Below are 14,346 nucleotides of genomic sequence, written 5' to 3'. Positions count from 1 at the left end.
CGGGAGTTTGACAGTTGAATAATAAAAAAATTGCTGAAGCCATTGAAAAGGCTTTATTTTTTTGTCAAATTTATAAAATTTATCTTTCGTAATGTATCGTAGCGTGATATAATATAAGTGATTGGAGGTGTTTTTATTATGAGATTGTCTTTTTCAAAGTCAAAAAATGCTACCTCACTTTATGTAATAAAAGATGTTGTTGAAAATAATAAACGAACTACAAAGGTAGTGGAAAAACTGGGGACACTAGATGATTTAGAGAAAAAATTAAATGGGCAAGACCCCATTGAATGGGCAAAAAAGTATGTGCAGGATCTTTATGAAAAGGAAAAGGAAGAAAAACGGGAAGTAATTGTTAAATACTCTCAATCTAAAATGATTAAAAAAAACGAACAACATTTATATAATGGAGGATATCTATTTATTCAACAAATTTATTATGCTCTTGGATTACATAAGATTTGCAATGAAATATCTAGAAAATATAAATTCACTTTTGACCTTAATTCCATACTTTCAAGACTAATTTACAGTAGAATTTTATTCCCTGCCTCAAAGCTTGCAACCAACCAATTGTCTAAGAAATTTATTGAACAACCAAATTTTGAATTGCAACATATTTATCGTGCTCTTGAAGTTATTGCAAAAGAATCTGATTTCATACAGTCTGAATTATACAAAAATAGTTTAAAGATTTCTAAAAGAAATACGGGTGTTCTTTATTATGATTGCACTAACTACTTTTTTGAAATTGAGCAGGAAGATGGGTTAAAGCAATATGGTATTTCTAAAGAACATAGACCAAGTCCAATTATTCAGATGGGACTTTTTATGGATGGTAATGGCATTCCATTAGCTTTTAGCATTAATAAAGGTAATACTAATGAGCAGGTTACCCTTACCCCTTTGGAAAAACAGATTCTTGCTGATTTTAACCTTTCCAAGTTTATTGTATGCACAGAGGCTGGTCTTGCTTCCATAAATAATCGTAAATTTAACGATAAAGATGATAGGGCCTTTATTACAACTCAATCCATTAAAAAATTAAAAAAACACCTTAGAGAATGGGCGCTTGATTCAAGTGGATGGAATCTTAATAACGATATGAAAACTTATGATATTTCTGAACTTGATGATGAAAAGTATAAAGATAGGATCTTTTATAAGGAACGTTGGATTAAGGAAGATGGTCTTGAACAAAAGCTAATTGTCACTTATTCAATCAAGTATAGAGATTATCAACAGCAAATTCGCAACAATCAAGTTGAACGAGCAATAAAAACGATTGATACGAACCCTACAAAATTGAAAAAAAACACTCAAAATGATTATAAAAAATTTATTTCAAAGACACACTGTACTTCTGACGGCGAAATTGCTGAAAAAGAAATATTTGGCATTGATACTGAACTTATTAAAAAAGAAGAAGCCTTTGATGGCTTTTATGCCGTATGTACCAATCTTGAAGATGATGCTTCTAAAGTTATAAAGGTCAATAAAAGACGATGGGAAATAGAGGAATGTTTTAGAATTATGAAGGGTGAATTTAAAGCAAGACCTGTATATTTAAGCCGTGATGACAGAATAGAAGCTCATTTTACTACCTGTTTTATTTCACTAATTATATATCGCATTCTTGAAAAAAAATTAGGAGAAAAATATACATGCAATGAAATACTGACAAATCTTAGGGAAATGAATTTTTATCAAGTCAATGGAGAGGGTTATATCCCAACTTATATTCGTAATAATTTAACAGATGATTTGCATGAAGGATTTGGATTTAGGACTGATTATCAAATTGTATCTACACAGCAAATGAAAAAAAATTTTAAAGTAACTAAAAAGTAGAAAACATTACGTACTTTTAAAAAATTATGAAATCCTGAAACTCATTGTAAGTACTAGGGTTCCAGGATTTTTCTCTCTTGCAACTGTCAAAGATGAGATTATACACTCCTACAGTATAATTTCTTTTTTAGCCTCATCCATCAATTCCTTCAATCTAGCCAAGGACATTTAACTTTCTCCCTTTTCAAATTGATTACAGCTATTTAGTTCTAGTTTACACAACTTTGCTTCAAGACTACTTTAAAGAAGTACAAAATAGCTAACTATAAAGTTGAGTTCAAAGTACATTGTTGCTGTGTGAATTACCAGAATCGTCCCTTTATAATGCTATATACCTGCATTCTATATCATTTAGAGAACCAGTCAATAGGTTTTATATTCATATTAATATTTATTTGTTTAACTTCAGTATATGCTTCATATCCAAATGTACCTAAGCCTCTTCCTATACCGCTTTGCTTATATCCTCCCCAAGGTCCTTCATTAAATGTTGTATGATACGTATTTATCCATGTTATTCCTGCTCTTAATTTTTTAATAACCCTATGAGCTTTTGAAATATCATTAGTGAATACAGCTCCAGCAAGACCATAATTTGTTTTATTTGCTAAATAAATAGCTTCTTCTTCATCTCTAAATTTTTGAACTACAAGCACTGGTCCAAAAATTTCTTCTTGTACTATTCTCATATTTGGAGTTGTATTAATAAATATAGTTGGTTCAACAAAAAATCCTCGTTGAAGTTCACCATCTAATATTCTATTTCCTCCACAAACTAATGTAGCACCTTGATTTTTACCTATCTCAATATAATTTAAAACTTTGTTCATATGAGCTTCAGAAATTAAAGGTCCCATTTCGGTATTTTTATCTTTTCCATTTCCTACTCGAATTTTTTGCGCTCTTTCTACTAATTTATATATAAATTTATCATATATACTTTCTTGAAGCAACAATCTTGAGCCAGCAACGCATACTTGGCCTTGGCCTGTAAATATACTAAATAATGCATAATCTACCGCTATATCTAAATCTACATCCTCAAAAACTATGTTTGGTGATTTCCCGCCTAATTCTAAAGACATTTTTTTAATATTAGAACTTGCAGCAACCATTATACTTTTTCCTGTCTTAGTTCCACCAGTAAAAGATATTTTATCTACATCAACATTTGCTGCAATCTCTGCTCCAACATTTTTGCCATTCCCTAATACTAGATTTACTACACCTTTTGGGAATCCTACCTTCTCAAACACTTCAAATAATTTTATTGCAGTTAATGGTGTTAATTCAGATGGTTTAAGTATTATTGTATTACCAGCAGCTAAAGCTGGAGCAAGTTGCCAAACAGCCATAAGCAATGGAAAATTCCAAGGTACAATAATTCCACAAACACCAATAGGTTCCCTTACTACCAATGCTTGAATATCATCTGGCACTTCATAAGTCATACCATGTGGCTTTGTTGCAAGTCCAGCATAATAGCGAAAACAAGTAATTGACTTAGTTATATCCGTTTCTGCTTCTCTAATAGGCTTTCCAGTATTTAAAGTTTCTAATTCCGCAAAGGCATTTAAATTTTCTTCTAACAGATCTGCCACCTTATATAGTAGTCTAGCTCTTTCTACTGCTTGAGTACCCATCCAGTCATCGTCGTAAAAAGCTTTTTGGGCAGCATTTGTAGCTTTAATTACATCTTCTTCAGTTCCATCAGTTACCGTTACAATTATTTCATTATTTGCAGGATTTATTATATTACGAACTTTTCCTGACTCAGATAATACCCACTCACCATTAATATACATTTTTAATATCTCTTTCATACTTTCACCTCATATTTATTTTAATAATTTATATTAAGTAAAACTTAACTATACAAAATAAACAAACTCTAAATCACTGCTAATATTAAATAGTAATTATTAATTTTATTGGCATGTTTTCTATATTTTATTTTTAACTATTATCATCTAATGCTTTAATCTTTTACCAAAGAAAACTCATATTTACTATACCTAAAATTTATATTAGCTTTTAGATATAGTACAATTAGTATTAATACTAATTGTTTTCTCTGCAAATAACTTTAATAAAATGATAGATACAACCCCAATTAATGTTAACACTATCCATCCACCTTTTAAATTAAACTTATCCAAAAATATTCCTCCAGCATATACTCCTAAAGATGTTCCTAATCCTTCAAAAAAAACAGCAAATCCTGAGTAAGTTCCTTTTAAATTGCTAGGCGCCACCTTTATCATGGCAGAATACATTACTGGTATACATATCAGTTCTGCAAAAGTCATTATTATAATGCTTAATATAAACATATAATAATTTTCACTAACTATATATATCGATAATGCTCCAGTTAACAATATTAATGTAATAAGAAAAACTCTCGCATAACTCAATTTACTTGTAATTCCTGCAATAATCTGTTGGAAAGCTACTGACACAACTGCTGAAACTGTAAATAAGATTCCTATTTTAATATTAGAAACTTTTATTGAACTTTTTAAATACATTGGAATAGTAGATGAGGCTTGAGAGCTTAAAAAGAAGAAAATAAAGCTCATTGCCAATATTATTAATGCTGGACGGTTAGTTTTAATATCCTTAATCGACGTTACTAGAGCCTTGGTACTTTTATTTAAACTTTTCACCTCTTCAAACGTTAACAAAACCATAATAAAATATATAAAATAAGAAATACCACATCCTATAAAAAGAGTACTAAATGAATAATTCGCTACATAACTTCCTATTACTGGTCCAATAGCTATAGCAAAATTAAACGTCATAGCCCTCAATCCAAAAGCCTCAACTTTATATTGATCATCTACATTTGAAATAGTCAGAGTACGAACAGTAGGAATAGTCAAAGCCCCACCTATTGTAGAAAGTATAGTTAAAATCAATATTGCTACATAATTTGTAGTCATTGACATCCCAAAATAAAATATTACATGTATAAAGAGTCCTATACAAAATAACTTCTTATGCCCGAATCTGTCAATTAATATTCCTCCAATAAGTACTCCCTGTCTTCTAAATCCTGTAAATACCATTATGATTGTAGCCGCAGCTGTAGCTGATAATAACAGTTTTTCTTTCAAATATATGGCAAAATACGGAAACATCATTGAATATGTTAGTGCTGTTAAAAATGTCCCTATCAGTATTACTAAAAATTGATTATTAATAATTTTTTTATACTTTTGTATTGTGTCATAAACTTTCATTACAAATTCCACCTCTCTATAAATTAAATATACAAGTTAAATTACTAAGGTAATTTTTATTTTAAATATCACAGAATTAAACATTAAAATCCTAATTCTTCATTAATAATAAATATCGTAACTCTTTCTGGTATATACTGTCTACTCATAATAACTAAACTATTACAAATACTGTCTTTTGAATTACAGTTTACACATTGTCCATTTTTTAAACAAGGAGGATTATATTCATCTTTAGCCCTTTTGGCATTTAATGGTGCTGCAACTGTTTTTACTCTTCTAATTCCTTCCTCTATAGAATTTACTATTTTATTAACTCCCACTACAATATATACTTTTTTAGGTCCAAAGAGCATTGCTGATACTCTATTACCTGTATGATCCATATTAATTAATTCACCATCAATTGTTAAAGCATTACTTCCAGTAATAAAAATATCTGCTAATAATGACTTTCTTTCAATTTCTATTTTTTCCTCTTTGGAAATATCTTTCTCAAATCTGTTTAAAACTTTATATTGATTATTTATTAAATAATCGACTAAACCTAATTCTTTTATTGTTGTTGATCCACCAAAAGCGATAAGACTATCACTCGGTATTTTATTTATCAATGCATTTTTTGCTTCAAGTCTATTACTAAAAAAACATGAATTTATATTTCTTTGTTTTAGATTTTTCATGAGCTTATTTATGTCTTTATTTTCCACGTCATAAATCCCCATCTTTCTTCCACCCTTCTGTTATATTAATAATTTAACTTGTTGTGCTAGTAAAAATTATTGATATTTAACTATCATGAAGATTATGGTAATACTAAAAGCAAAAAAATTATCTACAATTCTGAAAATGAATATATCAATCAAATATTAGTTCTTTGATTTTACCTATATCTACATTTTTACCTAAACATTTGTTTATAAAATAACATATATTATGGCTTAGAATCTTAGTTCTCAGCCTTGTTATTATTAACCCCAATAAAGATTTAGTTTTAACATTATTTAGATTTAATTGTTCAGTTAGTTGAGAAATTGAATACTTTATATTTTTACGATTTTTTATATGTGCTGGGGTTGATTCTTGGCAAATACCGTCTACTATGGCATAAACTACTGTAATAAAGTTTTTTATTTTTTTGATTTCTTTGGTAAAATATTTATTGAACTCTAGCATATGTTATCCTCCTATCTTGATTGGTTGTCAATGATAGGTTAACATAATTGCTGGAGTTTTTTACATAGTAAATTTGCTATTATTTTGGTTAATCAACTAGCACAACAGATTAATTTATTCTGTAAGTAACTCCCTTTTTATAATATCAATGATATCTTCTTTTGATAATGAGAACTTTTTAATCAATTCTAAAAATGTACCTGAACATCCAAACGAATCATTTATTCCATATTTTTTTACTATTATATCTTTTCGTTCACTAAGAATATCACTTACTATACTACCTAGACCACCTAATAGATTGTGATCTTCAAAAGTCAATACTTTTTTATTTTTTTCTGCACTTTCAATTATGATATACTTATCAATAGGTTTTAGCGTATGTAGATAAATTAACTCTACCTTAGAAATAAGCTCTGCTTCTTCTAATGCCCTATAAACTATTGATGTCATAACACCAGTGGTCACTATTGTTAAATCGTTTCCAGAAGTAATTTTAATACCTTTGCCTATAGCCAATTTTTCTTTTGAACATGTCATTTTCCCTAAGCCTTCACATAATCTAATGTAAACAGGACCATCAATTCTAATACATTGCTCTAACAATGTTTCAATTTCATCATTATAACCTGGACATATTACTGTCATATTAGGTATTGCTCTCATTATTGCAATATCTTCTAAACATTGATGAGTTGCACCATCTTTACCAATTGATAAACCTGAATATATCCCAACTATGTTTACATTCAAATTTGGATATGCCACACTATTAATTATTTGATCTAATGACCTTGTTGATATAAATTTAGCTAAAGAATTTACAATTAGAATATATCCCATGGAAGCAAGTCCTGCTGCTATTGAAATCATATTTTGTTCTGCTATTCCTACATTTATGAATCTATTTTGAAATGAATCTTTGAATAAACATGTATACGATGCTCGTGAAATATCCGCATCCATAACAATTAACTTTTTATACTTTTTACCTATATCAACTAGTGCATTACCGTATAAATTATTTGTACTTATATTTTGCCCCATTCTTCCATCTCCTTTTCAAGCTCAGAACGTGCTATACTCTTTAATTGATCATTAGGAATCATTCCATGATACTCCACGTTATTCTCCATAAATGAAATTCCCTTTCCTTTTATAGTATGTGCAATTATAACAGTTGGTCTATCCTGATGCTTTGTAGAATCAAAAGCTTTTAATAATTCCTCTACATTGTGTCCATCACAATCTATAGCACTCCATCCAAAACTTTTCCATTTTCCTTCCAAGTCTCCTATATCTAATATTTCTTCAGTAGTTCCATCAAGCTGTAACTTATTGCAATCTATTATTGCTACTAAGTTATTTATTTTATTAGTAGCAGCGAACATAGCGGCTTCCCAAATTTGACCTTCATTTAATTCTCCATCTCCTAAAATTACATAAGTTTTATATTTTTGTCCTTTCAATTTCTGACCTAATGCAAATCCTATTCCAACTGATAATCCTTGTCCTAACGATCCTGAAGACATATCAATTCCTTTAACCTTTCTACAATCAGGGTGTCCCTGCAATGGACTATCTATATTTCTTAAAGTCCATAATAACTGCTTATCAATTATTCCTTTATTAGCTAAGACACAATATAGCGCTGGTACACCATGTCCCTTTGAAAGTACTACCCTATCTCTTTCATCTTTAAAATCATTTAAATTTAATACTGAATAATACATAACCGTTAAAATTTCGACCAATGATAAACTTCCTCCAAGATGTCCTGAATTTGCATTTACTATACTTTCAAATGTATCTTTTCTAATTATGCTTGCACACTTTTTTAAATATTGAATATTATTCACCATATTAACCTCCCGGAAAATCTAAATCATATAATATTCATCAATAAATACTGATGCGAGCAAATTTTTGATGAATATTATATAATTGTCTTAATTATTAACTTTAGCAAGTATAAATTTGCTAATTATACCTACGTTTTTACAATAAAATGAGTTTATCAAATTCAACAATACCCTCAGATGCTCCAACTACTGTTGTGCTTATCGCGGCTATATTATTTCCTATTTCCACAGCTTTTTTCAGCTCATATCCATTTACTAAGGCTCCAAGTAATCCTGATGCAAAAGCATCTCCTGCTCCTGTTACATCTATAGCCTTTATTTTTCTTCCTTCAATCTCATATGAATTTTCTTTGTTTGCAAAAAAAATACCATCTTTCCCTAAGGTAATAATTACATTTTTAATTCCTTTATTAAGAAAATAAGCACTTATTTCTTCTAAGTTACTTTTTCCTGACATTTTTTTTGCTTCATTATAATTTGGAATAAAGAAATCTATAAACTTAAAACTATCTTCAATTAAACTATCATCATTAATATTGTCGTCATAAATTACATCTAATAAAATTTTCAAATTTGGATTTGATAATTTGGCTTTATGAGCTACATCTTTTATTTGTTTATCAAGAGTACTTAGTCCATATACACCACCAATGTATAAATATTCAGCATCATTAAATATATCAAAATTAATATCCTCTATATTTAAATATTCATTAGTACCCAAATAATGTAATATACTTCTTTCTCCACTACTCGAAACATTCACTACGGAAAATGATGTATATTTGTTCTTGATAACTATATTTTTTGTATCAACTCCATTATTAATACATTTTTTTACAATCCAATTTCCTAAAATATCATCCCCTATCGCTCCTATTAAAGTTGTCTCTATTCCCATCTTAGTTAAATTGGTTGAACAATTAAGTGCACATCCTCCAGTATTCCATGAAACTTTTTCTATTGTTTTTAAATTACCGAGAGTAGGCAAACTGTCTATAGGAGATAATATCAAGTCTACAACAATAGCTCCGAGACAAACTATCTTATTCATTTGTTTCACCTATTAATTTCTTCATTCTCATTTTATTTTTTCTAATAATACCTTCTTTCATAAGGTACATATTGATTTGAGGAGTATAATATTTATCAACACTCTCTTCTTCTGGCCAAATTCTTTCCATTCTTTCCTTACTTCCTGCTGTAATTTCTGCTAAAGCTTCAACATAAATTTTAGCTAATTCATGCCTACTCATATATTTAGTTCTAATCGTTGGACAAATATGAGTATATTTATCCCAATCAGTTATCTCGAGGAAAGAATTTAATTCTCCATAAAAAACATCATCAGCTATTTCTGTTCCAGGGAAAGGTGTTAAAAAACACATACGCGGATGTCTATAATTATCTTTATAAAGTTCAATTATAAGTTGCTTTGTAGCTTCAAGTTCTTCTGGTGTTTCATTAGGATATCCTATAACAAATGAAGGGGTAATAACCAATCCCAATTTTCTTCCCATTCTAAATACATTTTTTACAGTTTCTAACGTTATATGCTTGCCATATATTTCATTTAAAACTCTATCAGATGCTGATTCAACACCAACAAGTATTTCTTTACAACCTGCTTCTATCATTAATTTTATTATGTCTTCATTCAATAAATCAACTCTAGTTTGGCATCTCCACATAATATTTATATTTCTATTTTTTATTTCATTACATAATTCTATTATGCATTGTTTATTCGTTGAAAAACTATTATCAACAAATTTGAACAATTTATAATTATAAGTGTTCATTAAATACTCTATTTCATCTACAACTTTTTGAGGACTTCTTTTTCTAAAATTACCTTCTGTTTTAGGAAGTAAACAGAATTTACAATTAAAAGCACATCCTCTACTGGCAAACAAATGGGCCTCTACATTTCTTTTTTGATATTCTGTTACAGGAACTAAGTGCCTAGCAGGGTAAGGAATAGAGTCCAAATCTTTTATATATTCCCTAGCTGGGGTTTTGATAACTTGTCCATTTTGATTTATAAAAGCTAATCCTTTAATATGACTATAATCGCTTTTTGATAACTTTTTACCCTTATTCTTTTCTAATTCTGCCCAAAGTTCTTTACTTGTTATCTCACCTTCTCCAATAGATACAAAATCTATATCTGGATATTCACGTAAAGTTTTTTCATAAGTAAAGCTGGTATGAACTCCACCTATTAATACTGTAATATCCTCGTCTATCTTCTTAACAATTTTTGCATACTTTGCTCCATTTCTATAATTACAAGTTACACATGTTATTCCTACAATATCTGGCTTTTCAGCTTCTATTATTTTTTTCACTTCATCATCTGTATACTTAAATAAATCAGAGCAAATTATTTTTATCTCGTGTCCATCCTGCTCTAATACTGCTGCTATATATAATACTCCTAGTGGAATCCTCATATACCTTGAATCTGATACATCTCCATCTGGTGAAATAAATATTGTTTTCATTCTATACCTCTCCTTCATTATCATTTCCCTAATATTAACAATTCATATTTTAACATATTATTTATAAGCGATTGTAAATCTGAATCAACACGTGGAACTGGTATCTTATAATAATTACTAATTAAGGCAACACATTCTTTATACAAATGTCCCTTTTGAGTCATATATACAAATAGTGACGCTACTTGATTTAAATTATATAAAACGCTATTATGATAATCAAATACCCAACCTTTATTATCCTTAAATACAACTTGAAGATCTTCTTTTAACTTAAAATTTGTAATAAGTGAATTTGGAACTTCAATATTATCTAATTTGTACTCTAAGCAATTATTGTATAACTTTTCTAACATACTTCTTCCTCCCTCCTTAAATTTTCTCATCATATAAATTCTTATATGTTTTTTCTTATTTAAATATTTTTATACTTTAAAAAATCACTTTTAGCTTCTTGTGCCGAATTATATCTTGTTAAAAAATTAAATAATACAGTTCCAGGTATTCTTCTCCAAAAATTACTTTCAGCGTAATTTTGTCTTGTTAACGAAATAAGCTGTTTTTCTATTTTTTCTATATCATAATTATTTGTTGTTGAGTATTCAAACCATAAAGCCATATCTTGGCTTTCATTTGTAATCACTTCAACATTGTAATGTTCTAAATTATTAAATACTCCTGAATCCAAATATAACATAAATCTTCCTGCTCCAAATGATCCTATGTTATTTTTATTTTTAATTAGAAATTTAAATGTTTGAAGAACATCATTTAGAGTTTCATTTGGAAAACCTATTATTAATGAAATTCTAGTCCATATACCAGCTTCCATAATATGTTTTAAGCATTTTTCATATCCACTAACACTTGTACCTTTTCTCATATTTTCCAATACTTGATCTGAACCTGACTCAACTCCACAAAATAGTGCAACGCATCCTGACTTTTTTAATAAATTAAAATCTATTTCTCGTTGTAATCTAAAATGTGCTCTCCACTTAATTTTTACGTTTTTCCTTAACAATTCTCTACTGAACTCTTCTAATACTTTCTCATTAAGACCATTTTCGATTAATAAATCAAATAAGTCTGTATCATATTTATTTATTAAGTATCTTATCTCTTCAACTATTTTATCCATTTGCTTTAACTTAAAATTATTACTTATACTTATATCATGAACACAAAAGGCACATCTACTCCAAGTACACTTTTGCCTTGTTAATGCAAAAGGAATAATTTTCCTTGGTACAAAATATTTATCTAACTCTAAACCTTCAAAGCATGGAATAGCTAAATCAATAGAAGTGTTAATTTGTGTGTTTTCTTGAATAACTAATTCCTTATTTTCATTTCTATAAACTAAATTATTTATATTTATTATACTTTCTCCATTCTCTAACGCTGAGATTAATTGATACATTGATTCTTCGCCTTCGTACAGAATTATAAAATCAAAGAAATCAAACAAATGTTTCCACTTTTGTATAGTTTTTTTTAATATTGTAAATACAGTTCCTCCAAGTACTATTTTAACCTTAGGGTGCTTTCTTTTGATCATAGCCGCAAGCGTAATTCCTGGTATCAATTGTTGTTGTCCAAGTATGGATATTGCAATAATATCAGTTGTTTCATCAATTTTGTTTAACACACACTCCTCATAAAATTGAATATAAGGATTATGTTCTGAATCATCAATAGCCTCTTTTATACATAAACTTTCTTTTTCATTATATGGCATTGTGAAATTATCAAATGAAATTTTTGTGGGATACCAGCGTTTCGAAATTATTTCATAAGCTTTTTCAAGAACATCAAATGATTTTATATAAACATCTATTGATACATTAGCATTTCTTGTATTTGCTTTTGAAATATCTATATTATCTAGCACATAAGCTGGATAATCATATTCAATGTCTTTTTTCTTAATTTCACGACAACATTCCTCTAAATACTTTCTACTTAAAAAATAATCTTGACACTCTAGATTTAAATCCTTTTGCCTTACATCCTTTCCTCTACTCTTTAAATATCCACATATATATGGAATGCCTAACGGTGCCTCAAAAGCATACCAATGCGGAGAAACAAATAACATTGTACTCATATCATTTATACAGTCCTTCCCAATAAATATTTGGGTAATATTCTTAGTAAATATATCCAATTATATACTAATACTTTCATTGAATCTGGTGAAACATCAAACAGTGCTGCAATCCATTTACCGCTACAACTTTTTTGGGTTGAAACAAGTTTTATATATCTTAGCTTATCATTCATACCAATTAGTTGTATTAACCTTTGAGTTTCCATAATTTTACTACTATTTGTAGTTCTTTTATTCCTAAATAATTCACTTATAGTTATTTCTTTTTTAAATCTTTTCAATGTTCTTTCATCAATTAAGCTGCTTATTACCTTATTACTAACTATCTCTTCAAATATCTCATTTACGTAACTTAGTGAAACTCCTACAAACTTATTTAAATCATATTCTATTGATTTATCAATAAAGTAACTCCAATCTATTTCTTTGCTTAATAATATTAAATAAATATCATATAATCTTCTAATAGAATTATGATTAAAGAAATGACAATAAGAAACATGTATACATAAATATATTAATAATAATTCAATTTTCATTTCTTTTACACTAATATCAAACAATTTATCATCTTCAGCAGTATTCCATATGTCCTCTATATTAAACTTTAAAGGATTTACTACAGGCAATAAGTCCCAGTGTAACTCAATTTCAACTGGTCCCTTTACATATAATGCTGTTCTATAATAGTTTTCATCAAACCATGCTTTTGAACAATGTTCTTCCTTATACTTGAAACCATTATTTATAAGAATATTTATAGCTCGATCAAGATCTTTCTTATGGATTAGAACATCGACATCCCCCATCTTTCTTAATCCAATTTTTTTATAAACTTTATCAACTAAGTAAGCTCCTTTAAAAACAATAACTTCAATTTTTTCTAAATCAAATTGTTCTAATACTTTACACAAAACTTTGCATTGCAATGTATTTAGTATTTTAGTTTTTTCATAATCATTTTTGTAATCTTTTTTAATATCTAAGGGTATATTATTCATTGCTTTTATCTTTTCATATATTAAATGCTGCATATTTAATCCATGTACCATTTTATTAAATTCTATAAAATCTATATTTTCTAGTGTTTCATTTCTATTGCATAACAAATTACAAATAGCATCAATTTCTTTCACAATATCACTCCTTATACAGGGTATCGATAAATTCCATAGCTACATATCTATTAGGATATTCCATATAATATGTATCTACATCATTTTTTAATATCTTTGACATAGTTTTAATAGAACTACTGCCCAAAACTAAAGTAGGTATCATTTTCATATTTCTCATCATCATTACAATAGCTGTACTTCTATCCATTGATTTAATAGAGAACTCACAATCTGGTTTAAATTTAGGGAAAATAATGTATTTTAATTTGCATGGTTTACTCATTTTATCTGCAAAGAGATTTGCTAACTCAATACACCATCTTTGTTCATTGTCATCAAAGTCTAAATAAGGATGTGAATATTCATTCTGAATTAATTCAGGAAACATTTTAACTGTATTTATTCTAGGTGTAATTCCTGCAAAATATGGTAATACCTCATTTGTTTTTAAATCAATAAGTGCTATATCAT

13 protein-coding genes are annotated in these 14,346 nt (G+C 28.4%); 1 reads left to right on the top strand and 12 read right to left on the bottom strand.

What is annotated here, in order from left to right:
• Nucleotides 1–138: 138 nt before the first annotated feature.
• Nucleotides 139–1,851 carry an IS1634 family transposase gene (locus BUA21_RS14085; protein ID WP_072745461.1) on the top strand — a complete coding sequence of 571 codons (1,713 nt, stop codon included), beginning with the start codon at nucleotides 139–141 and terminating at the stop codon, nucleotides 1,849–1,851.
• Between the two features lie 347 nt (nucleotides 1,852–2,198).
• On the opposite strand, the gene BUA21_RS14080 is transcribed toward BUA21_RS14085, so the two are convergent.
• The 12 genes from BUA21_RS14080 to BUA21_RS14810 form a co-directional block, all read right to left on the bottom strand.
• Nucleotides 2,199–3,674 (bottom strand): aldehyde dehydrogenase family protein, encoded by a 1,476-nt coding sequence (locus BUA21_RS14080; protein ID WP_072745460.1) that lies wholly within the window; start codon nucleotides 3,672–3,674, stop codon nucleotides 2,199–2,201.
• A 204-nt stretch (nucleotides 3,675–3,878) separates the two neighbouring features.
• Nucleotides 3,879–5,099 carry an MFS transporter gene (locus BUA21_RS14075; RefSeq protein WP_072745459.1) on the bottom strand — a complete coding sequence of 407 codons (1,221 nt, stop codon included), beginning with the start codon at nucleotides 5,097–5,099 and terminating at the stop codon, nucleotides 3,879–3,881.
• Nucleotides 5,100–5,182: 83 nt separating this feature from the next.
• Entirely contained in the window at nucleotides 5,183–5,824 is a 642-nt protein-coding gene (locus BUA21_RS14070) for a lactate utilization protein (RefSeq protein ID WP_072745458.1), read from the bottom strand.
• 133 nt (nucleotides 5,825–5,957) lie between these two features.
• The gene (locus tag BUA21_RS14065; protein ID WP_072745457.1) at nucleotides 5,958–6,275 is read right to left on the bottom strand and encodes a hypothetical protein; all 318 of its coding nucleotides are present in this window, start codon (nucleotides 6,273–6,275) and stop codon (nucleotides 5,958–5,960) included.
• Nucleotides 6,276–6,389: 114 nt separating this feature from the next.
• On the bottom strand, nucleotides 6,390–7,322 hold the full coding sequence (locus BUA21_RS14060; RefSeq protein WP_072745456.1) for a transketolase family protein: 933 nt from the start codon (nucleotides 7,320–7,322) through the stop codon (nucleotides 6,390–6,392).
• Nucleotides 7,307–8,134 carry a transketolase gene (locus BUA21_RS14055; protein ID WP_200796574.1) on the bottom strand — a complete coding sequence of 276 codons (828 nt, stop codon included), beginning with the start codon at nucleotides 8,132–8,134 and terminating at the stop codon, nucleotides 7,307–7,309. Before BUA21_RS14055 ends, BUA21_RS14060 begins: the two co-directional genes overlap by 16 nt.
• Nucleotides 8,135–8,273: 139 nt before the next feature.
• Nucleotides 8,274–9,191, bottom strand: a complete 918-nt coding sequence (locus BUA21_RS14050; RefSeq protein WP_072745454.1) for a carbohydrate kinase family protein — start codon at nucleotides 9,189–9,191, stop codon at nucleotides 8,274–8,276.
• Nucleotides 9,184–10,644: a B12-binding domain-containing radical SAM protein gene (locus BUA21_RS14045; RefSeq protein ID WP_072745453.1), complete on the bottom strand. Its 1,461-nt coding sequence runs from the start codon at nucleotides 10,642–10,644 to the stop codon at nucleotides 9,184–9,186. Before BUA21_RS14045 ends, BUA21_RS14050 begins: the two co-directional genes overlap by 8 nt.
• 20 nt (nucleotides 10,645–10,664) lie before the next feature.
• Nucleotides 10,665–11,000, bottom strand: coding sequence for a hypothetical protein (locus BUA21_RS14040; RefSeq protein WP_072745452.1), 336 nt, complete (start codon nucleotides 10,998–11,000; stop codon nucleotides 10,665–10,667).
• 59 nt (nucleotides 11,001–11,059) lie between these two features.
• Complete coding sequence (locus BUA21_RS14035) at nucleotides 11,060–12,754, bottom strand: B12-binding domain-containing radical SAM protein (RefSeq protein ID WP_143147181.1); 1,695 nt, start codon at nucleotides 12,752–12,754, stop codon at nucleotides 11,060–11,062.
• Nucleotides 12,755–12,759: 5 nt separating this feature from the next.
• A complete protein-coding gene (locus tag BUA21_RS14030; protein WP_072745450.1) occupies nucleotides 12,760–13,893 on the bottom strand; it encodes a nucleotidyltransferase domain-containing protein in 1,134 nt (377 codons plus the stop codon).
• A gap of 4 nt (nucleotides 13,894–13,897) precedes the next feature.
• Nucleotides 13,898–14,346 (bottom strand): hypothetical protein (locus BUA21_RS14810; protein WP_159429118.1); only part of this gene is annotated, 449 nt, incomplete at its 5' end.

This window comes from Sporanaerobacter acetigenes DSM 13106 (genome assembly GCF_900130025.1).
In the GTDB taxonomy this organism is placed as follows: domain Bacteria; phylum Bacillota; class Clostridia; order Tissierellales; family Sporanaerobacteraceae; genus Sporanaerobacter; species Sporanaerobacter acetigenes.
The sequence above is the reverse complement of the archived record's forward strand: the minus strand, read 5'-3'. Positions and strand labels throughout refer to the sequence as shown.

Bases quoted from the DNA above. Each gene is read 5' to 3' on its own strand.
- BUA21_RS14085 (WP_072745461.1), top strand. From the start codon at position 139: ATGAGATTGTCTTTTTCAAAGTCAAAAAATGCTACCTCACTTTATGTA.
- BUA21_RS14080 (WP_072745460.1), bottom strand. From the start codon at position 3,674: ATGAAAGAGATATTAAAAATGTATATTAATGGTGAGTGGGTATTATCT.
- BUA21_RS14075 (WP_072745459.1), bottom strand. From the start codon at position 5,099: ATGAAAGTTTATGACACAATACAAAAGTATAAAAAAATTATTAATAAT.
- BUA21_RS14070 (WP_072745458.1), bottom strand. From the start codon at position 5,824: ATGGGGATTTATGACGTGGAAAATAAAGACATAAATAAGCTCATGAAA.
- BUA21_RS14065 (WP_072745457.1), bottom strand. From the start codon at position 6,275: ATGCTAGAGTTCAATAAATATTTTACCAAAGAAATCAAAAAAATAAAA.
- BUA21_RS14060 (WP_072745456.1), bottom strand. From the start codon at position 7,322: ATGGGGCAAAATATAAGTACAAATAATTTATACGGTAATGCACTAGTT.
- BUA21_RS14050 (WP_072745454.1), bottom strand. From the start codon at position 9,191: ATGAATAAGATAGTTTGTCTCGGAGCTATTGTTGTAGACTTGATATTA.
- BUA21_RS14045 (WP_072745453.1), bottom strand. From the start codon at position 10,644: ATGAAAACAATATTTATTTCACCAGATGGAGATGTATCAGATTCAAGG.
- BUA21_RS14040 (WP_072745452.1), bottom strand. From the start codon at position 11,000: ATGTTAGAAAAGTTATACAATAATTGCTTAGAGTACAAATTAGATAAT.
- BUA21_RS14035 (WP_143147181.1), bottom strand. From the start codon at position 12,754: ATGAGTACAATGTTATTTGTTTCTCCGCATTGGTATGCTTTTGAGGCA.